The organism is Streptomyces sp. NPDC059832 (assembly GCF_042731715.1).
Lineage (GTDB): Bacteria > Actinomycetota > Actinomycetes > Streptomycetales > Streptomycetaceae > Streptomyces.
The window spans coordinates 226,845-249,808 of record NZ_JBHWIY010000003.1 but is presented as its reverse complement, the minus strand read 5'-3'; the positions used below and the strand labels follow the sequence as shown (position 1 = coordinate 249,808).

Here is a 22,964-nt window from a genome sequence, read left to right as displayed (position 1 = left end):
TGCGGGAACGCCTGCGCCGGGATCTGCCCCCGGGCCTGCGGGACAGCCCTCAGAGGAGGCGCGCCCCGCACGAGTCCCTGACCCTCAGCTGCGGCAGCAGCGTCAGATGGCGCCGGGGTGCGCCCGCGCTCTGGCCCAGCCGCTCCACCAGCAGTTCCGTCGCGTGCCGGCCCACCTCGCGCTTGGGCGGTGCCACCGCCGTGAGCGGTGTGTCGGCGAGCGCCGCCACCTCGTCGTCGTAGGCGATCAGGGCCAGGTCCTCCGGCACCCGCACGCCCAGTTCGGCCAGCCGCTGCACCACCTGGATCGCGTCCACGTCGTTGTGGATCAGCGCCGCCGTCGCCACCCCCGAGAGGACCGCCTCGCGCAGCGCCCGCACGGCCTGTTCGAAGGCGTCCGGGGCGAGTTCGGCCGGTACGGAATCGATCACGTCCTGCGGTGCGCGCAGCCCGAGCACGGCCAGGGCCTCCGCGTACCCGGACCGCACCGCGACGGCGGTCGGGGAGTCCGCGCGGGCCATCAGCAGCGGCGCCCCGTGCCCGAGATCCACCAGGTGGCGCACGGCCAGCAGCACGCCGTGCGCATGGTCCGAGCAGACCCGGTCCAGGCCGTCCAGCGGGGAGCCCGCGGTGGGCCTGCGCTCCAGCAGCACGGTCGGCACGGGCAGCGAGGCGATCCAGTCGCCGAACGCGGCGGGGTCGCCCGGGTCCTGCCAGCCGGGCGCGACCAGTAGTCCTTCGGCGCCCGCGGAGAGCAGCCCCTCGGTGCGGGCGTGGTCCTCCTGGGGCCGGTAGTCGGAGATCCGCAGGATGAGCCTGGCCCCGGCCCTGGCGGCGGCCTCGTGGGCGCCGCGGATGACCTCGGCGAAGTAGTAGGTCGACGAGGGCGCGAGCATGCCGAGGACCAGGCCGCTGCCCGCGGAGCCGGGTCCGGCGGCCGTGCCCGGGGCGGCGTCCTGCGGCCAGGAAACCGATCCGTGCACCCGGTCCAGGAGGCCGCGGCCTGCCAGTTCCTCCACGTCGCGGCGGGCCGTCACGGGCGAGACGCCGAGCTGCGAGGCCAGGTCCGAGACCCGGGCCGAACCCCGTTCCCGTACCAGTCCGAGCAGGCGGTCATGACGTTCAGCAGCACTTTCGCGCACGGCAGCAGTCCCCTCGCAGTGTGTGGCCCGGCCCCCGGTCCGTCCGGCGCCGGGGCCGTTGTCCGACCCTAGGGTCTTTCGTTCGGACCGGACCGGGCTCGCGGGGCCTGGTGTGCACGCTCCGGCTCCGCTCCCTGAGCCGGCCTGATCCAAACAGAAGACCCTAGACCAACGTGATCGAACGATGGGAGTTTCGATCATTCAAACGCAATCCATTGACGTTCGATCAATCCAAGTCCAGGATTCCGGCGATGCGGACTCGTCCCGCCCCCACCCCGACTGTTCGTCCCGACCCTGACCGTTCGTACGGAGGAATTGTGAGACATCGCGTCACTGCTGCGGCGCTCGCGGCCCTGACGGCCGCCGGCGGCCTGACCGTCGTGGGCCAGACCGCCGCACAAGCCGCACCCACCGGCCGTACCTTCCACGTCGACTGCGCCGCGGACCCGGCCGGCGCCTCCGGCAGCAAGCAGCACCCCTGGACCTCGCTCGCCGAGGCCAACGCGCACACCTACGGCCCCGGTGACCGGCTCCTCTTCAAGCGCGGCGCCACCTGCACCGGCACCCTCGCCCCCACGGGCACCGGCTCCGCCCGCGCCCCGTTCACCATCGCCGACTACGGCAACGGCCCGGCCCGCGCCAGGCTCGATGGCGCGGGTGCCCATGATGTCGTCCTGCTCTCCAACACGCAGTACGTGCACCTCAAGGCGCTGGAGATCACCAACGCCGACAACCCCGGCAGCGAGCGCAACGGCGTCCGGCTCCGCCTCACCGACTACGGCGTCGCCCGCGGCTTCGACATCTCCGGCCTCTACATCCACGATGTGCGCGGCGGCGACTACAAGACGGTCTCCGGCTCCAGCGCGATCCACATCGCCGTCGAGGGCAAGGCGAAGGCCAGCTGGTACGACGGTCTGGACATCGGGAACAACCGCATCGAGGACGTCGACCGCGAGGGCATCTACTTCAAGTCGACCTTCTCCAAGCGCGATCTGGTCGGTCAGCAGCAGGACCCGAACGTGTACCCGGGGGAGTGGACGCCCAGCACCGGAGTCCGCATCCACCACAACACTCTCAAGTCCCTGGCCGGCGACGGCATGAAGCTCGACACCACCAGCGGCGCCCGCGTCGACCACAACCGGGTCGACGGTTTCCAGCTCCGCTCGCCCTCCGCCAACGCGGGCATCTGGACCTTCAACACCGACGACACGACCGTCGAGTACAACGAGGTCTCGGGCGGCGGCAACACCCACGACGGGATGTCCTTCGACGCCGACGGCGCCTCCCGGAACACCGTCTTCCAGTACAACTACAGCCACGACAACAAGGGCGGCTTCCTGCTGATCTGCCCGTACAGCGGCGCCAAGACCATCGGCACGGTCGCCCGCTACAACGTCAGCCGCGACGACGGTGCCCGCCTCATCCAGAACTGCTGGGGCCCGATCCTCGGCACCGAGATCTACAACAACACCTTCCACAACAAGGAGCAGATCCCCGGCTACCTCGTCCAGGACGACGCCGGCAGCCCCGCCACCACCCAGCACGAACTGGCCATCCGCAACAACGTCTTCGTGAGCGAGGGCACCGGCGGCTACGCCTTCAAGAACCCGACCCCCGGGCTCTCCTTCGACCACAACGCCTTCTACGGCATCGACATGACCCGCCCGAACCCCGGCGGCATCACGGCCGACCCGAAGCTCCGGGCCGACTTCCGGCTCGGCGCGGGTTCGCCCGCCCTCGCCGCCGGAGCCGTCATCGAGAACAACGGCGGCAAGGACTACTTCGGCAACGCACTGAAGCCCGGCGCCCCCAACATCGGCGCCTACGCGGGCCGCGGGGTGCGGTAACCGACCGCTCACTGAGGACCGTACTTGCGGCCTGTCTTGGAGGTGACCCCTCCGAGCAGGCCGCGCGGCGTCACCTTCACGAGCCCCATCAACGCCTTGTACCGCGGGTCCGGGACCGAGACCGACTTGCCCCGTGCCAGGTCCGCCAGGGCCGCCTCCACCAGCTTGTCCGCGTCGAGCCACATCCAGCCCGGAATGTTGCCGGTCCCCATCCCCGCCCGCTGGTGGAACTCCGTCCGCACGAACCCCGGGCACAGCGCCATCAGCCGCACCCCCGAACCGGCCAGGTCCTTCGCCGCGCCCTGGGTGAACTGCACGACCCACGCCTTGGACGCGCCGTACGTCCCGCGCGGCACGAACGCCGCCACCGAGGCCACGTTGACCACCCCGCCCCGGCCGCGCTCCCGCATTCCGGCCGCGGCCGCCGAGGTCAGCCGCAGCACCGCCTCGCAGTGCACCTTCAGCATCTTCAGCTCATCGGCCATGGGCACGTCCAGATAGTGGCCCTTGTTGCCGAACCCGGCATTGTTGACCAGCAGATCGACCGGATGCCGACGGTCCGTCAACCGGTCCTCGACCGCGGCGATCCCCTCGTCCTCGGACAGATCGGCCCTCAGTACCTCGGCCTCGATGCCGTGCCGGTCGTGCAGCTCGGTCGCCTGCTCGCGCAGCCGCTCGGTGTCACGTGCCACCAGCACCAGGTTGTGCCCATCGGCCGCGAGCCGCCGCGCGAAGGCGGCACCGATCCCCGCGGTCGCGCCCGTAATCAGTGCAGTCGTCATACGCGGCACGTTAGTGCCTGTCAGGCACGCCGCGATCAGCCGTCCGCCGCCGACTTCCCGACGTATTTCAGAGCGGCACGCAGCGCCTCGGGATGCAGCGCGTCCCCCGCCGCGAGCAACCCCGGCAGCAGGTCCCGCCGTGTCGTCGCGGCCAGGAACTCCATCTGCACGGTGACGTCGTGGTCCGGGCGGTGCACGATCTCGACCGGGTCCCCGGCCCGGATCGCACCCGGCTCGATCACCCGCAGATAGGCGCCGGGGGCCGCCGCCTGCGTGAACCGCCTGACCCAGCGCGGCTCGTCGAGATGACCGGCGAACGTACGGCACGGAATCCGGCCCGACGTCACCTCCAGCACCAGATCCGGGCCGATGCGCCAGCGCTCGCCGATCCTCGCGCCGCTCACGTCCAGCCCGCGGGTCGTCAGGTTCTCGCCGAACGAACCATTGGCCAGTGGGCGGCCGAGCTCGCGCTCCCACGCGTCGAGTTCCTCGCGGGCGAAGGCGTACACCGCCTGGTCGGAGCCGCCGTGATGGCGCAGATCGCACACCGCGTCCCCGGCCAGTCCACTCCCGCCGGTGCCCTTGGGCCCGGGGTCGGTGACGTGTACGGGCCCGTCGGCCGGCCGCTTGTCGATGCCGGTCACGCCCGCGGGGGCGTCGGTGTGGTCGACGGCCTTCGGCCGTCCCGTATTCACGGTCAGCAGCCGCATCGGCTCCGCCGGTTCGATGGACGTCATACGGAGACGCTAACCATTCCATCCTCAAAGATGCACGGCAATAACTCACACTCGATCCAAGAGTCGCTTATGGTTGAAGGGTGATCGAAGCCCGTCATCTCCGTGTCCTGCGCGCCGTGGCCGCCACCGGCTCGTTCTCCGCCGCCGCTCGCGAACTGGGTTGCACCCAGCCCGCGGTCAGCCAGCAGATGAAGGCCCTGGAGGCCTCCGCGGGCACCACGCTGCTGATCCGTACGGGACGCGAGATGCGGCTCACCCAGGCCGGCGAGGCTCTCGTCCGGCACGCCTCCGGCATCCTCGCCGGCCTCACCGCCGCCGAGGAGGAGGTCGCCGCCATCGCCGGGCTGCGGGCCGGCCGGGTCCGGCTCGTCTCGTTCCCCAGCGGCAGCTCCACCCTGGTCCCCGGCGCCCTCGCCGCACTGCGCGAGGCCCACCCCGGCACCCGGGTCTCGCTGGTGGAGGCGGAACCGCCGCGCTCGGTCGAGATGCTGCGCGAGGGCGACTGCGACATCGCGCTGGCGTTCCGCTATGGCGCCTCCGGCACCGAATGGGACGACCTGGTCGTACGCCCGCTGCTCACGGACCGGCTGATCGGCCTGGTTCCCGAGGGTCACCGGCTGTCGCGCTCCGCCGCGGTGGGCATCGCCGATCTGGCCGGGGAGTCGTGGATCGCGGGCTGCCCGCGCTGCCGCCGTCAGCTCGTGGAGGTCTGCGAGGCGTCGGGCTTCACTCCCCGGATCGACTTCGCCACCGACGACTACCCGGCGGTGGTCGGCCTGGTCGGCGCCGGACTCGGGGTGGCCGTGCTGCCGGAGCTGGCGATCGAGTCGGTACGTCCCAAGGGGGCGTGCACCGTGACCGTGGAACCGGCCATCGAGCGGGAGATCGTCGCGCTGACCCTGCCCGACCTGGCCCAGGTCCCGGCGGTGGCGGCCACCTTGGACCGGCTGTCCCTGGCGGCCGCCCGCTGAGCGGCCTGCCGATGACCCGGCCCCTCGTCGTGGCCGGGTGAAGTGCGGAAACGTTTCTGTATTTGCGGTACGGGTGCGGCGGGTCAGCCGTGCCCGGACGGGGACGCAACGCCCGAGGGTGCCGCCGCCGAGATCAGCCGGCTGCGGGCCCGTCCCATGAGCTCCTCGCGCTCGTCCTCGGTCAGTCCGCCCCACACCCCGTAGGGCTCTCGTACCGCCAGGGCGTGTGCCGCGCACTCGGCACGCACCGGGCATCGCATGCAGACCTCTTTCGCCGAGTTCTCGCGGGCGCTGCGTGCCGCCCCGCGCTCACCCTCCGGGTGGAAGAACAGTGAACTGTCGACCCCGCGGCAGGCCGCCAGCAGTTGCCAGTCCCATAGATCGGCGTTGGGTCCGGGAAGGCGGGAGAAATCTGCCATTGCTTGTCCCCTCGAAACCATGCTGAGTCGGAAACGTCGTTGTCGTCCGTCATCGACCGTGCCCACGACCGTACATCTACGGTGTAAGTAGATGTAAATATGACTGATTGCGAATCTATCCACAGACACCAGCAAAAGGGAAGAAAACCCGCTAAATGGGGCATACCTTCATGTGAAGATTCGGTTGACTGATGGATGATCCGCGCCGTTCTCCTCCGTGTACGCCCCCTCACGTAGAGTGCCGAACCCGCTTGTCCGACCCGTAACTCTTTCGAGTGACCATCGTTGAGAGGGCGGAGGCGGTTGACGAAAAAAGCGATCGGGCAGGTGTCCGAGAGTGTCAACCGCACAGGTGACGACTTGTAACAGCCTGGAGGCTCAAGGTGACGCGCATCAGCTGCGGAGGACGGTCATGACATCCGTCCTCGTCTGCGACGACTCCCCGCTTGCCCGAGAAGCGCTCCGTCGCGCGGTCGCGACCGTGCCCGGCGTCGAGCGGGTGACGACGGCGGCCAACGGCGAGGAAGTCCTCCGCCGCTGGGGTGCCGATCGTTCGGATCTGATTCTGATGGACGTACGCATGCCCGGTCTGGGGGGTGTGGAGACGGTCCGGCGGCTGCTCTCCGCCGACCCCGGGGCCAGGATCATCATGCTGACCGTCGCCGAGGACCTGGACGGTGTCGCGCTCGCGGTCGCCGCCGGTGCCCGCGGCTATCTGCACAAGGACGCCTCCCGTGCGGAGCTGCGCGCCACCGTCACCCAGGCGCTGGCCGATCCGACGTGGCGGCTCGCCCCGCGTCGGCTGCGGTCGGCCGAGATGGGTGCGGCGCCGACGCTCACGGCGCGTGAGATCCAAGTGCTCGAAGGGATGAGCCACGGCCGTTCGAACGCCGAGATCGGCCGCGAGCTGTTCCTCTCGGAGGACACGGTGAAGACGCACGCCAGGCGTCTGTTCAAGAAGCTCGGCGCCTCGGACCGGGCGCACGCCGTGGCGCTCGGCTTCCGCTGGGGCCTGGTCCGCTGAGGTCCGGCCGTGGCCGGCAGTCGATCGATTCCCCGTCCGCGCTCCGGCGGACGGGGCGACGTGACCGACGTGCGCGGGACGGGTTCCGCTCCCACTGCGGAGCCCGTCGCGCCGACGGTATGTGACGCTTCCCGGCCGATGCCGCATCCTTGAGATGTGGAGTTCCTCGGGAACGATTCGGTCGAGCGGAAGGGGAGGGCGCAGGGCATGACTTCCGGCGCACCCGCTCATAACGCTTCGGTGCACAACTACGGACGCGGCGGCACGGATGGCGCGGCTCCGGGGCACCATGGTCCGATGCGCGACGACGAGACGACGGGGATCGGTGCCCTGGTGCACCGTGCCGTCGAGGGCGATGCGCAGGCCACCCATGACCTGCTGGCCCATGTCCATCCTCTCGCGCTGCGCTACTGCAGGTCGCGGCTGAACCGGTTGCCCGGTGACGCCCGCCACTTCGTGGAGGACCTGGCGCAGGAGGTCTGTGTCGCGGTGCTGATGGCGCTGCCGCGCTACAAGGACACCGGCAGACCCTTCGAAGCCTTCGTGTTCGCCATCGCGGGCCACAAGGTCGCCGATCTCCAGCGCGCCGCCATGCGGCACCCGGGATCGACGGCCGTGCCGTCCGACGAGATGCCCGAGCGGCCGGACGATTCGCTCGGGCCCGAGGAGCGCGCCCTGCTCAGCAGCGATGCGGCCTGGGCGAAGAAGCTCCTCGCCAACCTCCCGGACAACCAGCGCGAGCTGCTCGTTCTCCGGGTCGCCGTCGGACTGACCGCAGAGGAGACCGGACAGATGCTGGGCATGTCGCCGGGCGCTGTCCGGGTCGCCCAGCACCGGGCCCTGAGCAGGCTGCGGGCCCTCGCGGAGCAGTGAGCGGACCCCGGTCGGGTCCGTACGGAAGGTTCCGTACGAAGCTACAGAACCTCTAGGTGATCTTGCTCGTGGAATGAGACACCCCCGGAGGCCGTTAGCATGGACATCCGCACCGATCAAGGCCATTTGAGGAAGGTGTCATGACTGCAAACGTCGACGGAGTGCCCGAGAAATTCGCGACGCTCGGGCTGACATACGACGACGTGCTGCTGCTGCCCGGCGCATCCGAGGTGCTGCCCAACGCAGTCGACACCTCGTCCCGCATCTCCCGCAACGTGCGCGTGAACATTCCGCTGCTCTCCGCGGCGATGGACAAGGTCACCGAGTCCCGCATGGCCATCGCCATGGCGCGGCAGGGCGGCGTCGGTGTGCTGCACCGCAACCTGTCGATCGAGGACCAGGTCAACCAGGTCGACCTCGTGAAGCGCTCCGAGTCCGGCATGGTGACCGACCCGATCACCGTGCACCCGGACGCGACGCTGGCCGAGGCCGACGCGCTGTGTGCCAAGTTCCGCATCAGCGGCGTCCCGGTGACCGACCAGGCGGGCAAGCTGCTCGGCATCGTCACCAACCGCGACATGGCGTTCGAGTCCGACCGCAGCCGTCAGGTGCGCGAGGTCATGACGCCGATGCCGCTCGTGACCGGCAAGGTCGGCATCTCCGGCGTCGACGCCATGGAGCTGCTGCGCCGCCACAAGATCGAGAAGCTTCCGCTGGTCGACGAGGCGGGCGTGCTCAAGGGCCTCATCACGGTCAAGGACTTCGTGAAGGCCGAGCAGTACCCGAACGCGGCCAAGGACGCCGAGGGCCGCCTCCTCGTCGGCGCGGCCGTCGGGGCCAGCCCCGAGGCCCTGGAGCGCGCGCAGGGCCTGGCCGAGGCGGGCGTGGACTTCCTCATCGTCGACACCTCGCACGGACACAACAGCAACGCGCTGAACTGGATGGCGAAGATCAAGTCCAGCGTCGGCGTCGACGTCATCGGCGGCAACGTCGCGACGCGTGACGGCGCGCAGGCCCTGATCGACGCCGGTGTCGACGGCGTCAAGGTCGGCGTGGGTCCCGGCTCCATCTGCACCACGCGCGTGGTCGCCGGTATCGGCGTCCCGCAGGTCACCGCGATCTACGAGGCCGCTCTCGCCGCCCGCGCGGCCGGCGTCCCGGTCATCGGCGACGGCGGTCTGCAGTACTCCGGCGACATCGGCAAGGCGCTCGCCGCCGGTGCCGACACGGTCATGCTGGGCAGCCTCCTCGCGGGCTGCGAGGAGTCTCCCGGTGAGCTCCTCTTCATCAACGGCAAGCAGTTCAAGTCGTACCGCGGCATGGGCTCCCTCGGGGCGATGCAGTCCCGCGGGCAGGGCCGCTCGTACTCCAAGGACCGCTACTTCCAGGCCGACGTGGCCTCGGACGACAAGCTCGTGCCCGAGGGCATCGAGGGCCAGGTGCCCTACCGCGGCCCGCTGGCCAACGTGCTGCACCAGCTCGTCGGCGGCCTTCGCCAGACGATGGGCTACGTGGGCGCCGCCTCCATCGACGAGATGGAGACCAAGGGCCGCTTCGTCCGCATCACGTCCGCGGGGCTCAAGGAGAGCCACCCGCACGACATCCAGATGACGGTCGAGGCGCCGAACTACAGCCGCAGCAAGTAGCCGCCGACAGTGCCAGGGGCGGTCCCGGGACTCCCGGGGCCGCCCCTGGCGCGCATGTCGGGGATACTGGAAGGCGCTGAAACGCAGAGGGAAAGGCCACACACGTGACTGAGATCGAGATCGGGCGCGGCAAGCGCGGCCGCCGGGCGTACGCATTCGACGACATCGCCGTCGTTCCGAGCCGTCGTACCCGCGACCCGAAGGAGGTCTCGATCGCCTGGCAGATCGACGCCTACCGTTTCGAGCTGCCGTTCCTGGCCGCTCCCATGGACTCCGTGGTCTCCCCGCAGACCGCGATCCGGATCGGTGAGCTGGGCGGCCTCGGTGTCCTCAACCTCGAGGGCCTGTGGACCCGGCACGCCGACCCGCAGCCGCTGCTCGACGAGATCGCCGAGATGCCCGTCGAGTCGGCGACCCGCCGCCTCCAGGAGATCTACTCCGCCCCGATCCAGGAGGAGCTGATCGGACAGCGCATCAAGGAGGTGCGCGACTCCGGTGTCGTCACCGCCGCCGCGCTCTCCCCGCAGCGCACCGCGCAGTTCTCCAAGGCCGTCGTCGACGCGGGCGTGGACATCTTCGTCATCCGTGGCACGACGGTCTCCGCCGAGCACGTCTCGGGTGCCGCCGAGCCGCTCAACCTCAAGCAGTTCATCTACGAGCTGGACGTCCCGGTGATCGTCGGCGGCTGCGCCACGTACACCGCCGCCCTGCACCTGATGCGTACCGGCGCGGCCGGTGTCCTCGTCGGCTTCGGCGGCGGCGCCGCGCACACCACGCGCAACGTCTTCGGCATCCAGGTCCCGATGGCGACCGCGGTCGCCGACGTGGCCGGTGCCCGTCGCGACTACATGGACGAGTCCGGCGGCCGGTACGTGCACGTGATCGCGGACGGCGGCGTCGGCTGGTCCGGCGACCTGCCCAAGGCCATCGCCTGCGGCGCGGACGCCGTGATGATGGGCTCCCCGCTGGCCCGTGCGACGGACGCGCCCGGTCGCGGCCGGCACTGGGGCATGGAGGCCGTCCACGAGGACGTGCCGCGCGGCAAGCTGGTGGACCTGGGCTCGGTCGGCACCACCGAGGAGGTCCTGACCGGTCCTTCGCACACCCCCGACGGCTCGATGAACATTTTCGGTGCGCTGCGCCGGGCGATGGCGACGACGGGGTACAGCGACCTCAAGGAGTTCCAGCGCGTCGAGGTCACGGTGGCGGACTCGCAGCACCGCCGCTGAGTGTTCCGAACATGACCCAAGGGCCCGGACCGCAGCTGCGGTCCGGGCCCTTGGGTGTGCGCGGGGTGCGGTCCGCGACTAGTCGGCGGCCTTCTTGGCGCCGGAGAACGCGGCGACCGCCGCGATGGCGAAGAAGAAGTACGAGATGAAGTCGGAGTCGGCCTTCCACGCCTCGTTCAAGAGGCTGAAGTGGTCGAAGAACAGCTCGGAGACGGTGACCGGGAGCTCCTTGGCCGCGATCATCGCCTCGCCGAGCAGCTGGCCGAAGTAGACGGCGACCAGCGCGAGCACGGCGCTGACGACCGGCAGCACGGGGTTGCGGCCGCCGAGCTTGCCCGCCGCGAAGCCGACGACGAAGCCGACGCCCACGGCCGCGTAGCCGATCTCGTGCTTGGTGGCGCCGATGATGGCCCCGTAGATGCCCGCGGCGACCACGGCCGCGACGACGGCGGCGACCAGGCCGAGGCCGATGTTGTTGCGTGCCGGGGCCGGCGGGGTGAACGGCGCGCCGCCGAACGGGGCGCCGGGCTGCTGGCCCGCGAAGGGGTTGCCCGTCGGGGCACCGGGCTGCTGGCCCGCGAAGGGGTTGCCGGTCCCGGCGCCGGGCTGCTGCCCTGCGAACGGGTTGCCGCCGGTCTGGGCGTCGTACGGCTGCTGCGGCTGGTCCGACGGCGGAACGGGCTGGCTCATGGTGGTATCCCCCCTGGGACGGAAGCGCACGACTGTGCGAGAAGTGACGCCGCAGGCTAGCAGCAGCCTGTGACATCGCCCACCGAAATCCCGGGGGAAGGGCTCTCACAGCCGGTGCGCGGCCCCAGCGGGGGTCGCGCCCCGGGTGTCCAGGAGGAGCTGGGCCTTCACCGCGAGGCCCTGGAGGTCGTACGTCCGGTGGTGCTGGAGCAGCACCGTGAGGTCGGCGCTCGACGCCGCCTCGTACAGCGAGTCGGCGCGCGGGACCGGGAGTTCGCGCACCCGCCAGTCCAGGACGTGCGGGTCGTGGTAGCCGATCTGGGCGCCCATGTCCATCAGCCGGGTCGCGATCTCCCGGGCGGGGGAACCCTCCTGGTCGGCGAGGTCGGGCTTGTAGGTGACCCCGAGCAGCAGCACCCGGGCGCCGCGGACGGACTTGCCGTGTTCGTTCAGCAGGGTGGCGCAGCGCTGGATCACGTACCGCGGCATCCGGCCGTTGATCTCCTGCGCGAGCGAGACCATCCGCAGGGGGTGGCCGGGGGTGCGGCTGTTGTACGGGAGGTAGCCCGGGTCCACGGGTGCGCCGTGGCCGCCGACGCCGGGGCCCGGACGGAACGGCTGAAAGCCGAAGGGCTTGGTCTCGGCGCACCGGATGACGTCCCACAGGTCGACGCCGAGGTCGTGGCAGAGCACCGCCATCTCGTTGACCAGGGCGATGTTGACGTGCCGGAAGTTGGTCTCCAGGACCTTCGTCATCTCGGCCTCGCGCGGCCCGCGGGCCCGGACGACCTTGTCGGTGAGCCGGCCGTAGAAGGCGGCGGCGGATTCGGTGCAGGCGGGGGTGAGGCCGCCGATGACCTTGGGGGTGTTGGCGTAGACGTGGCTCCGGTTGCCGGGGTCGAGGCGGCTGGGGGAGCAGGCGAGGTGGAAGTCGCGGCCGGCGCGCAGCCCCGAGCCCTCTTCGAGCAGCGGCAGCAGGTAGTTCTCGGTGGTGCCGGGCGGCACGGCCGATTCCAGCAGGACGGTGGTGTGCGGGCGCAGCCGGGCGGCGAGCGCGCGGGCCGCGTCGCCGACGGCGGTCAGGTCGAGGGTGCGGTCGGCGCCGAGCGGGGCGGGGGCGCAGATCACCGCGGTACGGACCCGGCCCAGTTCGGCCGGGTTGGTGGTGGGCCGGAAACCCCCCGAGAGCATCCGGCGGACGTCCGAGGCGGTGAGCGATCCCTCGACGGGGGTGCGGCCCGCGGAGAGTTCCGTGCAGGCGCGTGGGTCGGTGTCGTAGCCGATGGTCTGCACGCCTGCGGCCACGGCGGCCTGGGCGAGAGGCAGGCCGAGGTGGCCGAGTCCGATGACGGCGAGGTCTGCGGGCATGTGGATGGGCCGTCCTTCCCGGTCGGTCTATGGACCATGAGGGCAGAAAGCGCAACCGCTGTGGACAGCGCAATGTCACACTAGGCGTAAATATGACCTATATGTCGCATTGCGGGCCTCCTGTCGTCCTGGTGTTGTCCACAGGCGGTGGCCGAAGTCGTGGACGGCGGACAGAATCGAGAGGTGGGCACGGGCCGCCCCGACCGCCGGGTCGGGTCGCGTCCCGTGCCGGACCACCCCGATCTACCCGGGAGGCAGCGGTGAGGACAGCGACACTGGGACCTGCGGAGCGCGCCGAGGCGCTGGCCGCGATGGCCGAGCGCGAACTGGACGTGCTGGTCGTGGGGGCGGGCGTGGTCGGCGCCGGTACGGCGCTGGACGCGGCGACGAGAGGACTCTCGACGGGCCTGGTCGAGGCCCGCGACTGGGCGTCGGGCACATCGAGCAGGTCGAGCAAGCTGATCCACGGCGGGCTGCGGTATCTGGAGATGCTCGACTTCGCGCTCGTCCGGGAGGCGCTGAAGGAGCGCGGGCTGCTCCTGGAGCGGCTTGCCCCGCATCTGGTGAAGCCGGTGCCGTTCCTCTATCCGTTGCAGCACAAGGGCTGGGAGCGGCTCTACGCCGGTTCCGGCGTGGCGCTCTACGACGCGATGTCGGTGTCGTCGGGCCACGGCCGAGGCCTGCCCGTGCACCGGCATCTCTCCCGCCGCCGTGCCCTGCGGGTCGCCCCGGCACTGAAGAAGGACGCCCTGGTCGGCGCCTTGCAGTACTACGACGCGCAGATGGACGACGCCCGCTATGTGGCGACCCTGGTGCGCACCGCCGCCGGGTACGGCGCACATGTGGCCAACCGCGCGCGGGTGATCGGCTTCCTCCGGGAGGGCGAGCGGGTCGTCGGCGCCCGGGTGGAGGACGTCGAGGCGGGCGGGGAGTACGAGGTCAGAGCCAAGCAGGTGGTCAACGCGACCGGGGTCTGGACGGATGACACCCAGGCGCTGATCGGGGAGCGCGGACAGTTCCACGTCCGGGCGTCCAAGGGCATTCACCTGGTCGTCCCCAAGGACCGCATCCACTCCTCGACCGGCCTGATCCTGCGGACCGAGAAGTCCGTCCTCTTCGTCATCCCATGGGGACGGCACTGGATCATAGGGACGACGGACACCGACTGGGACCTGGACAAGGCGCACCCGGCGGCGTCCAGCGCCGATATCGACTACCTGCTCGAACACGTCAACTCGGTCCTGGCCACGCCCCTGAGCCGGGACGACGTCCAGGGCGTCTACGCCGGGCTGCGGCCACTGCTGGCCGGCGAGTCCGACGCCACCAGCAAGCTCTCGCGCGAGCACACGGTGGCGCATCCGCTGCCGGGCCTCGTGGTCGTGGCGGGCGGCAAGTACACGACGTACCGGGTGATGGCGAAGGACGCCGTGGACGAGGCGGTGCACGGCCTGGACCAGCGGGTGGCGGCCTGCGTCACCGAGGAGATCCCGCTGCTGGGGGCGGAGGGATACCCGGCCCTGTGGAACGCCCGCGCGAGGATCGCGGCCCGCACGGGCCTCCATGTCGCCCGGGTGGAGCACCTGCTCAACCGGTACGGCTCGATGACCGAGCAGATCCTCGATCTGATCCTCGGCGATCCGGTGCTGGGGGAGCCGCTGCCCGCGGCGGACGACTACCTGAAGGCCGAGATCGTCTACGCGGCCTCGCACGAGGGGGCCCGCCATCTCGACGACGTGCTGACCCGCCGGACCCGGATCTCCATCGAAACCTTCGACCGGGGCACGAACAGCGCCCGGCTCTGCGCGGAACTGATGGCGCCGGTGCTGGGCTGGGACGAGGGGCAGATCGACCGGGAGGTCGAGCACTACGAGAAGCGGGTGCAGGCGGAGCGGGAGTCGCAGCGGCAGCCGGACGACCTCACGGCCGACGCGGCGCGGCTCGGGGCCCCGGACATCGTGCCGATCTAGGGCGTGATTCAGAAGTCCCGTCTGTCTCGCGGGGTCTGACACGCACGCTCGCCGCGTTGCCGAAATGCCCTGGTAGCTCCGCTACGAGGGCACCCCGGCGCCTTGCCATCGCACGTGCCGGCCCCCGCGAGACCCGCCCTCCGGGCGGACGACGCTACTTCTGAATCACGCCCCAGGACCTCCGGGCCCCGGCGTCCCGTCGCAGAACTCCGCGTCCAGCAGAGCGGCTTCGAGGGGCTCCGCGTCGGCCAGGGTGTCCGTGTCGATGCGGTACGTCAGGGTGTGCCTGCCGTCACGGGTGGCGGCGGTCCGGACATAACTGCCCGCGATATGGCCGTTGTGCCCCCAGACGGTGACGCCGCAGGAGAGCTTCTGCGGATAGATGCCCAGGCCGTAGACGCCGTGCGTGGCCCCGGTGTTCAGCAGGAGCGCCAGCTGGGCGGGCGCGAGGAGACGGTCGCCCAGCAGGGCCGCGTAGAAGCGGTTCAGATCGTCGAGCGTGGAGATCAGCTCGCCGGCCGCGCCCGCCGTGCGCGGGTCGAGCGCGGTGGTGTCGTGCAGGCTGCCGTCGGCCGGATCGCGGGTGTAGCCGCGGCCGTGCGGGACGGGCAGGGCGGTCCGGGTGCCCGGGAGCGAGGTGCCCGTGAGACGGAGAGGGGTGATGACGCGGTTGCGGATCTCGGTGGCGTAGGGATGTCCGGTGACCCGTTGAACGACGAGTCCGAGTAAGGCGTAATTGGTGTTGGAGTACGCGTAGCGGCCGGGGGCACCCGTCGGACGATGGGACAGGGCCACGCGGACCGCCGCGGTGGCGGAGAGGGGGTGGGCCGATGGGTCGGCGGTGTAGTCGTAGAGGCCGCTGGTGTGGCTGAGCAGGGCGCGCAGGGTGATGCGGCGGCCGGCGTTGCCGTTGCCGTGCACCAGCCCCGGCAACAGCCGTTCGACCGTGTCCGTCAGCCGCAGCCTGCGTTCCCGGACGAGTTGGAGCACGACCGTGGCGACGAAGGTCTTGGTGATGCTGCCCGCCCGGAACCGGTCCGCCCGTCGGACATTGGGGCCTGTCGAGCGGTAGGTGTCGTACGGTGCGGAAGAGGCGCGATGGGCCAGCAGCGCCGCCGTGGGAGCACCGCCCTCGGTGACGAGCCGGGGCAGATAGGTGGCTGCGGGCGTGAGGTGTGGTTCGCTGGGCGGGGTCGTTGTTCCCATGACGAACAGCGCCAGCACCAACGGGGCGGCGAACAACGCCCTGAGTATCGGCATGGCAGGGATTCCCTTCCTCCGGGCACATCATGGCGGGCCTGCGGACCCGGCACCATGACCGGTGCCGGGGTGAGGGACAATGAACGCTCTGCCAGGGCGGGTTGATCGCAGAGGGGACGCATGTCGGAGGCGGAGCAGGCACGGGAGCCCCAACGGGACAAGGACGGACGTCTCCTTGCGGGGCGCTACCGGCTCGGGGAGGTGCTCGGCCGGGGCGGTATGGGCACGGTCTGGCGTGCCGTCGACGAGACGCTGGGCCGCACGGTCGCGGTCAAGGAACTGCGGTTCCCTTCGGCCATCGACGACGACGAGAAGCGACGGCTCATCACGCGCACGCTGCGTGAGGCGAAGGCGATTGCCAGGATCCGCAACAACGGCGCGGTGACGGTCTACGACGTGGTCGACGAGGACGACCGGCCGTGGATCGTGATGGAGCTCATCGAGGGCAAGTCCCTCGCCGAAGCGGTGCGCGAGGACGGCGTGCTGACGCCGAAGCGCGCCGCCGAGGTCGGCCTCGCCATCCTCGACGTGCTGCGCTCGGCGCACCGCGAGGGCATCCTGCACCGTGATGTGAAGCCGTCCAATGTGCTGATCGCCGAGGACGGCCGGGTCGTACTGACCGACTTCGGTATCGCCCAGGTCGAGGGCGACCCGTCGGTCACCTCGACGGGCATGCTCGTCGGCGCCCCCTCGTACATCTCGCCCGAGCGCGCCCGTGGCCACAAGCCGGGACCGCCCGCCGACCTCTGGTCGCTCGGCGGACTGCTGTACGCCAGCGTCGAGGGCTCACCGCCGTACGACAAGGGGTCGGCCATCGCCACCCTGACCGCGGTGATGACCGAACCGCTCGACCCGCCGAAGAACGCCGGTCCGCTGGAGGAGGTCATCTACGGCCTGCTCGCCAGGGACCCCGAGCAGCGGCTCGACGACGCGGGCGCCCGTGCCCTGCTCAACGACGTGATCCACGCCCCCGAGAAGCCGGACCCGGTGGTGCCGCCGCCCGCCGACGCCACCCAGGTCATGGCGCTGCCCAAGGCTCCGGCCGAGCCCCGTGCCAAGGCGACGCCGAAGCCCGCGGAACAGGGCGAGGGCACGCGGGACCGGCTGCGGGGCGCACTGCGCTCCGTACGGAACGCGAAGGCGGCACCGGCCGTCGCGGCGGGCACCGCCGCGGCCTCGGCCACCGCGCCGCCCGCGCCCAGGACGCCTCCGTCGGACGCCGCCGCGGCCGGTGCCGCGGACACCCCCGCGAAGCCCGCCCGGCCCGCGGCTGCCGCGGCCGGCGGGGCTGCGGCCTCCGCCGTCGTGCCGCCGCCGCGCCCGGCGACGTCACCGGCCACCCCACCCCGGGCGTCCATCACGGACGTGGTCCCGCGCCGCACCCTGGCGATCATCGCGGCCGTGATCGTGCTCGCCGTGATCGGCACGGTCCTCGCGCTCACGCTCGGCGGGAACGACGAGAACGACGCGAGCAACGGCAACGGCAACGGCAAGGGCGACAAGTCGACCTCGGCCGGCCCCTCGACGGCGACCGGTGGTTCCACGGACACCGACAGCGGCAGTGGCAGCGGCAAGGACCAGGGCAAGGACAAGGGCCAGGACCAGAGCGGCAACCAGGGCGAGGACAAGGGCAAGGGCAACGGCAAGGACAGTGACAAGGGCGACAAGCCGGGGGACGCGCTGCCCGCCGGGTTCCGGACAGTGACGAACAAGGAATTCCACTTCACGATCGCCATGCCCGAGGACTTCCGCTTCGACCAGAAGGCGGGCAGCAACTCCGGTGCCATCTACAACGTGAGCGGTGGCTTCCCCCGTATCCAGGTCGATTACACCGATTCGCCCGGTGGTGACGCGGCCGCGGCCTGGAACGCGGCGAAGGCCGCGGTCGCGGCCAGCAGCAACGGCTTCCATCAACTCGGCATCAACAAGGTCCAGTACAACGGCTACCCGACCGTCGCCGACTGGCAGTTCGAGCGCACCCAGCATGGCCAGCGGGTCCATGTGATCAACCGGGGCTTCAAGGTCGACGCCGGCCACGGCTACGCGATCATGATCAGCTGCAAGGCGGACGAGTGGGACAGCGCGGAGTGCCGGACGCTGCGCAAGACCGCGTTCGACACGTTCAAGCCCATCGACTGACCCATGGGTGAAAAGGGCCGGGATGAGCCGACCCAGCCGCGCGGCCGTCACTTGCCACGTATCGTGAGAGCCTGAAGACCGTACGCAGCCGGAACGGTAGGTCAATTGCACGGTAAGTGACCGCAATTGATGGATGGACGCGGTCTTCGTGGCCGGGGGGACAGCGCGCTCTGGGGAGGCGTCGTGGACGACTACGCGGGTCGGGTACTTGCCGACCGCTACCGCCTTCCGCTGCCTTCGACCGATGAGTACGAAGTGGTCGAGACCCGGGCGTTCGACACCTACAGCGGACAGGAAGTCCTGGTCCGGCAGGTGCCGTTGCCCGAGGTGGTGGACGCCGAGGTGCTCGACGCCGACGATCCCGGCCCGGCGGACCGACGGGCCACCGGCCGGGCCGTGCGCGCGCCCGCGGACCCGGCGGTCCGGCGCGCCGTGGAAGCGGCACAGGCGGCGGCCCAGGTGCCCGACCACCCCAGGCTCGACCAGGTCTTCGACGTGTTCGCCGAGGCGGGTTCGCTCTGGATCGTGAGCGAACTCGTCCCGGCCCGCCCGCTCGCCGCCCTGCTCGTGGAGCGACCGCTCAATCCCTTCCGGGCCGCCGAGATCGGCTCCGACGTGCTGACCGCGCTGCGGGTGCTGCACGCCCACGGCTGGACTCACCGGAACATCACCGTCCGCACGGTGCTGATCTGTGACGACGGCCGCGTGGTGCTGACCGGCCTGGCGGCCGGGGCGGCGGAGGAGGCGCTCTGCGGGTACGTACCGACACCGCAGCTCGACGAGGACGAGGACGAGGACGGGCACGAGGGCGGATACGGCGACGAGGGCGGGTTCGGCCGCCCGGCGATCGGCGCGGGCCCGGCCGGGGTGTTCGCGCCGCCCCCGCCTGCCATACCGCCCCCGCCGCCCGTGCCCGACCCTCCGGCCGAGGTGCCGGCCTCACGAGGCCCGGCCGCGATCGAGGCGGGCAGGGCGACCGGCGACTCCCACGGCGATGACGAACCGTACGGCGATGATCCGTACGCCGAAGATCCGTATGGCGACGACGACCCTCACGGCGGCACGGCAGACGCCGCGCACCTGCGGGCCGCGCGCGCCGGAGCCATCGCCGCCTACCGTGCGGGCGCCCGCGCCGCCGCACGCGTCAGCGAGGACCGGCGCCGCACCGGGGCGGGCGAGGCGGAGGACACCGGCAGCCTGCCGGTCCAGCGTTCCGCACGGCCGGAAAGCACGGAACCGGCCGACCCGGACCACAGCCGTCCGCAGCCGGCCGCCCCCCGGGGCCACGCCGCCGACGACCCGTATGCCGACGACCCGTATGCCGAGGACCCGTACGCCGACGACCCGTACTCCAAGGACCCGTACGCGGCGGATCCCCACGACGAGGACGACGACGAGGACGGTCGGCCACCCGCACGGCGGCTGCACCTCACCGGCTCCTGGAGCGACGGCCCCGGATCCGGGCGCCCTGTCCCTGCCGGAGGTTCGGGCGAGGATGCCCTGCGCGCCGACGCCCGGCGCCACGGCGACCTTCCGGCACTGCCCGCGCACCGGCCCGGCCGACAGCAACAGCCGGACCACTGGGACGAGGGCGCCGGGAGCGGCCGTTCCGGCTCCGCCTACCGCGGCCCGGCCACCCCGCTCGCCGCCGAGCGCGCCCGGCAGGCCCGGATCGCCGTGGTCGGCGCGGTCACCGAGCGCTGGGCGCCCGAGCAGGCCGGCCCCGTCCACGAGAACTGGCGGCTGGCGCCGCCCATCGGCCCCTCCACCGACCTCTGGGCGCTCGGCGCCCTGCTCTACCGCGCGGTCCAGGGCCATGCCCCGTACCCCGAGGAGAACGCCGCCGAGCTCGTCCAGATGGTCTGTGGCGAACCACCCGCCTTCGCCGAGGAGTGCGGCCCGCTGCGTCCCGTCGTCGAGTCCCTGCTGCGCCAGGACCCCACCGAGCGCCCGGACTTCGAGGAGCTGAGCGGCTGGCTGCGCTCCCTGGTGCGCTCGGCGCCCGAGCCCGAGGCCGGTCTGGACGTCGTGCCCCTGCCGTCCGCCGACAGCGCCCGGCTTCCCGTCGTACGCCGCAGGGGCGAGCTGGTCCGCAGACGACGTGGCAGGAGCGCGGCCCACGGCCGCCACCGTCACACCAAGGACAGGCCCGACCGACAGGACGGACCCGGGCCGGGAAGAGCCCTCAAGGCTTCCCACGCCCCCCAGGCCCCCGGGGTCGCCCAGCCCCCACGGCCTTCCCGGGCCCCCCGGGTGCCGCGTGAGCCCAAGGGGCCCAAGGCGCTGCGCACCCCGCCCCGCCCCCGTGAGGGCGAGCGGCGGGCGCCGCGACGGCTCGGGCGGCTGCTCCTGGTGCTGATCCTGCTGGCCCTCGTCGCGGCCATCGCGTACGCCGTGATGTTCATGCCCAAGTCGGAGGGTGAACCGGGTGCCCGTTCCACGGGCCCGGCGTCGTCGACGTCCGGTTCGCCGGAGCCCGGCAGCGGCGGGTCCGGCGGCTCGACGTCCTCGGGGTCCCCCGGTGCGCAGCAGCCGCAGACCAGCCGCTCCGCCGTCGCGCTCGCCTCCGGCTACACCCTGCGCAAGGACCCGGAGGGCTTCGAGGTCGGCGTGCTCAAGGGCTGGCAGCGCAGCCCCGCCAACGCGGACCGCCAGATCCGCTACGGCAGCGACGGCTTCAGCCTGCTGATCGTCCCGGGACGCGACACCGTCAAGGCCGGCGGCAACGACCCGCTGGCGTACCAGGCCGACAAGGAACTGGAGTTGCAGCAGTTCCGCGACTCCAGCTGGTCGGGATCGAGCGGGCTGCGCCGGATCGACGTCGGACGACAGGCCATGGCGGAGGGCCAGTTCACCTGGCAGGACGCGTCGGGACGCGAGGTCTACGCCCGCAATCTCGTGATGGTCGTGGCCGGCCGCTACCACGTCATCCAGGTCATCGGCCCGGAGAACCGGCGCGACAAGGTTTCGGACATCTACGAACAAGCCATCTCCTCCTACCGCGTGACGCCCTGAACTCTCTCCGTACAACGCCCGGTCGATGACGGAGCGACAAGCATCACAGTGCGGTCTCGTGGGCGGTGCGAGGTTCCGTGGGCGTGCATCCCCTCCGTAATCTGGCACCCGAGGAACGGGGCGGGGATACGTGGATCGATCACAGAGCACGGAAACGGGACTGGTGCTGGCCGGCAGGTACCGGCTGGGCGAGGTTCTCGGGCGCGGCGGCATGGGCAAGGTCTGGCGCGCCCACGACGAGGTCCTGCACCGCACGGTCGCGGTCAAGGAGTTGACCGCCGGTCTCTACGTCGCCGAGGCCGACCGGATCGTGCTGCACGCCCGCACGCAGAAGGAGGCCCGCGCGGCGGCCCGGATCACGCACCCGGGCGTGGTCACCGTGCATGACGTGATCGAGTACGACAACCGGCCCTGGATCGTCATGCAGTACGTCGACGGCCCGTCCCTCGCCGACGCCGCCAAGGAGTCCGGCGAGGTCGAGCCGCGCGAGGCCGCCAGGATCGGCCTCCATGTGCTGAGCGCCCTGCGCGCCGCGCACGGGGCGGGGGTCCTGCACCGTGACGTGAAGCCCGGCAACGTCCTCCTCGCCAAGGACGGCCAGGTGCTGCTCACCGACTTCGGGATCGCCGCCATCGAGGGCGACTCGACCATCACCCGGACCGGTGAACTGGTCGGTTCCATCGACTACCTGGCGCCCGAGCGGGTGCGCGGCGGCGACCCGGGACCGGCGTCCGACCTGTGGTCGCTGGGCGCCACGCTCTACACCGCGGTCGAGGGACGTTCGCCGTTCCGCCGTACGTCCCCGATCTCCACCATGCAGGCCGTCGTCGCCGAGGAGCCGCCGCCGCCCGGACGGGCGGGCCCGCTGACCTCCGTGATCACCGCGCTGCTGCGCAAGGAGCCGGACGAGCGCCCGTCGGCCGCCGAGACCGAACGGATGCTGCTGGACGCCATGGAGGGCCGCGCGCCCGTGGCGGCGCAGGCGTACGTGCCGACGCAGAGGGTCCCCGACGAGGTCCTGCGCTCCCTGGGAGCGGACGGCACGCCCGTGCCCGGGACCACTCAGCTGCCCCATCCGACGGCCCCGGCCCCGGCCCCGGCCCCGGCCCCGACCCCGACGCCGGCCCCGGCGCCCCGGCGCAGCCGCAGTCGCTGGCGCACGGTGGTCCTGGTCATCGCGGCCGCGGCGCTGGTCGGTGGCGGTGCGGGCGTCGCCGCGATGAAGTACGGGGACCGGACGGAGGGCACCGCCGGGCGCGACGACACGGTCAGGCACACGAACACCGCCCCCGAGAAGCCCAGCGCCCCGCCGTCGGCGAAGCCGGACGCGTCCGCGAAGGACAAGCCGGTGAAGGACGTGCCCGACGGCTGGCACCGGGTGAACGACCCCGAGGGCTTCAGTCTGGTCGTGCCCGACGGCTGGGAGCGCCGGGCGGACGGCAACCAGATCGACTACACCCCGGACGACGGCGTGCACTACATCCGGATCAGCATCGACCCGGACCCCGACTTCGACAACTCGTACATGCACATGGTGACGAGTCTGGAGAAGCAGCTCTCCGAGCGGCTGCCCGGCTACCAGCGCAAGACCCTGCACTCCAACACGTACCGGGACCGGCCCGGTTCGCTCTGGGAGTTCACCTGGACCGAGACCAAGGTCCACCCGGGCCCGCGCCACGCCATCGACCAGATGTACTTCGGCGAGGAGGGCGGTCCGGAGTACGCGTTGTACATGACGGGACCGGCGGACGACTGGGACACGACCCGGGCGCAGTTCGACACGATGCTGCGCGGATGGCGGGCGCCCGACAGCTCCGGATGAGGTCCGCCGGTCCGGGCCGTGGATGGCAGGGCTC

At 71.5% G+C, this 22,964-nt stretch carries 17 protein-coding genes; 10 read left to right on the top strand and 7 right to left on the bottom strand.

Translation table 11 applies throughout. The features are described from left to right. Window positions 1–49: 49 nt before the first annotated feature. Entirely contained in the window at window positions 50–1,141 is a 1,092-nt protein-coding gene (locus ACFV8T_RS06265) for a substrate-binding domain-containing protein (protein ID WP_385325179.1), read from the bottom strand. A 317-nt stretch (window positions 1,142–1,458) separates the two neighbouring features. Here ACFV8T_RS06265 and ACFV8T_RS06260 point away from each other — a divergent pair, with 317 nt between their 5' ends. Beyond that, entirely contained in the window at window positions 1,459–2,988 is a 1,530-nt protein-coding gene (locus tag ACFV8T_RS06260; RefSeq protein ID WP_385325178.1) for a right-handed parallel beta-helix repeat-containing protein, read from the top strand. A gap of 8 nt (window positions 2,989–2,996) precedes the next feature. On the opposite strand, the gene ACFV8T_RS06255 is transcribed toward ACFV8T_RS06260, so the two are convergent. Beyond that, on the bottom strand, window positions 2,997–3,770 hold the full coding sequence (locus tag ACFV8T_RS06255; protein WP_093540714.1) for an SDR family oxidoreductase: 774 nt from the start codon (window positions 3,768–3,770) through the stop codon (window positions 2,997–2,999). A gap of 35 nt (window positions 3,771–3,805) precedes the next feature. After that, window positions 3,806–4,480, bottom strand: coding sequence for an MOSC domain-containing protein (locus ACFV8T_RS06250; protein WP_385325551.1), 675 nt, complete (start codon window positions 4,478–4,480; stop codon window positions 3,806–3,808). Between the two features lie 107 nt (window positions 4,481–4,587). Between ACFV8T_RS06250 and ACFV8T_RS06245 the strand changes: the two genes are divergently transcribed. Further along, entirely contained in the window at window positions 4,588–5,478 is an 891-nt protein-coding gene (locus ACFV8T_RS06245; RefSeq protein ID WP_385325176.1) for a LysR family transcriptional regulator, read from the top strand. Window positions 5,479–5,561: 83 nt separating this feature from the next. On the opposite strand, the gene ACFV8T_RS06240 is transcribed toward ACFV8T_RS06245, so the two are convergent. Continuing rightward, a complete protein-coding gene (locus ACFV8T_RS06240; protein WP_385325174.1) occupies window positions 5,562–5,897 on the bottom strand; it encodes a WhiB family transcriptional regulator in 336 nt (111 codons plus the stop codon). Window positions 5,898–6,309: 412 nt separating this feature from the next. Between ACFV8T_RS06240 and ACFV8T_RS06235 the strand changes: the two genes are divergently transcribed. From ACFV8T_RS06235 to ACFV8T_RS06220, 4 genes are all read left to right on the top strand, one after another. Beyond that, entirely contained in the window at window positions 6,310–6,921 is a 612-nt protein-coding gene (locus ACFV8T_RS06235) for a response regulator transcription factor (RefSeq protein WP_003948568.1), read from the top strand. A gap of 297 nt (window positions 6,922–7,218) precedes the next feature. Next, window positions 7,219–7,794 carry a sigma-70 family RNA polymerase sigma factor gene (locus ACFV8T_RS06230; RefSeq protein WP_072486721.1) on the top strand — a complete coding sequence of 192 codons (576 nt, stop codon included), beginning with the start codon at window positions 7,219–7,221 and terminating at the stop codon, window positions 7,792–7,794. A 140-nt stretch (window positions 7,795–7,934) separates the two neighbouring features. Further along, window positions 7,935–9,440 carry an IMP dehydrogenase gene (guaB, locus tag ACFV8T_RS06225; protein WP_266415361.1) on the top strand — a complete coding sequence of 502 codons (1,506 nt, stop codon included), beginning with the start codon at window positions 7,935–7,937 and terminating at the stop codon, window positions 9,438–9,440. A 104-nt stretch (window positions 9,441–9,544) separates the two neighbouring features. Next, a complete protein-coding gene (locus ACFV8T_RS06220; protein ID WP_072486665.1) occupies window positions 9,545–10,669 on the top strand; it encodes a GuaB3 family IMP dehydrogenase-related protein in 1,125 nt (374 codons plus the stop codon). 78 nt (window positions 10,670–10,747) lie between these two features. Here ACFV8T_RS06220 and ACFV8T_RS06215 read toward each other — a convergent pair whose 3' ends face one another. Together ACFV8T_RS06215 and ACFV8T_RS06210 are read right to left on the bottom strand one after the other, a co-directional pair. Beyond that, window positions 10,748–11,359 (bottom strand): hypothetical protein, encoded by a 612-nt coding sequence (locus ACFV8T_RS06215; protein ID WP_385325172.1) that lies wholly within the window; start codon window positions 11,357–11,359, stop codon window positions 10,748–10,750. A gap of 105 nt (window positions 11,360–11,464) precedes the next feature. After that, a complete protein-coding gene (locus tag ACFV8T_RS06210; RefSeq protein WP_385325170.1) occupies window positions 11,465–12,727 on the bottom strand; it encodes a nucleotide sugar dehydrogenase in 1,263 nt (420 codons plus the stop codon). Between the two features lie 260 nt (window positions 12,728–12,987). On the opposite strand from ACFV8T_RS06210, the gene ACFV8T_RS06205 reads away from it, so the two are divergent. Further along, window positions 12,988–14,694: a glycerol-3-phosphate dehydrogenase/oxidase gene (locus ACFV8T_RS06205; protein WP_385325168.1), complete on the top strand. Its 1,707-nt coding sequence runs from the start codon at window positions 12,988–12,990 to the stop codon at window positions 14,692–14,694. 165 nt (window positions 14,695–14,859) lie between these two features. Here the strand turns inward: ACFV8T_RS06205 and ACFV8T_RS06200 are convergent, their stop codons facing one another. After that, entirely contained in the window at window positions 14,860–15,954 is a 1,095-nt protein-coding gene (locus ACFV8T_RS06200; protein ID WP_385325166.1) for a serine hydrolase domain-containing protein, read from the bottom strand. A gap of 120 nt (window positions 15,955–16,074) precedes the next feature. Between ACFV8T_RS06200 and ACFV8T_RS06195 the strand changes: the two genes are divergently transcribed. The 3 genes from ACFV8T_RS06195 to ACFV8T_RS06185 all read left to right on the top strand — a co-directional run bounded on the left by ACFV8T_RS06195 (window position 16,075) and on the right by ACFV8T_RS06185 (window position 22,930). Beyond that, the gene (locus ACFV8T_RS06195; protein WP_385325164.1) at window positions 16,075–18,093 is read left to right on the top strand and encodes a serine/threonine-protein kinase; all 2,019 of its coding nucleotides are present in this window, start codon (window positions 16,075–16,077) and stop codon (window positions 18,091–18,093) included. A gap of 183 nt (window positions 18,094–18,276) precedes the next feature. Next, window positions 18,277–21,108 carry a serine/threonine protein kinase gene (locus tag ACFV8T_RS06190; protein WP_385325163.1) on the top strand — a complete coding sequence of 944 codons (2,832 nt, stop codon included), beginning with the start codon at window positions 18,277–18,279 and terminating at the stop codon, window positions 21,106–21,108. Between the two features lie 130 nt (window positions 21,109–21,238). After that, the gene (locus tag ACFV8T_RS06185; protein WP_385325161.1) at window positions 21,239–22,930 is read left to right on the top strand and encodes a serine/threonine-protein kinase; all 1,692 of its coding nucleotides are present in this window, start codon (window positions 21,239–21,241) and stop codon (window positions 22,928–22,930) included. Window positions 22,931–22,964: the final 34 nt, after the last annotated feature.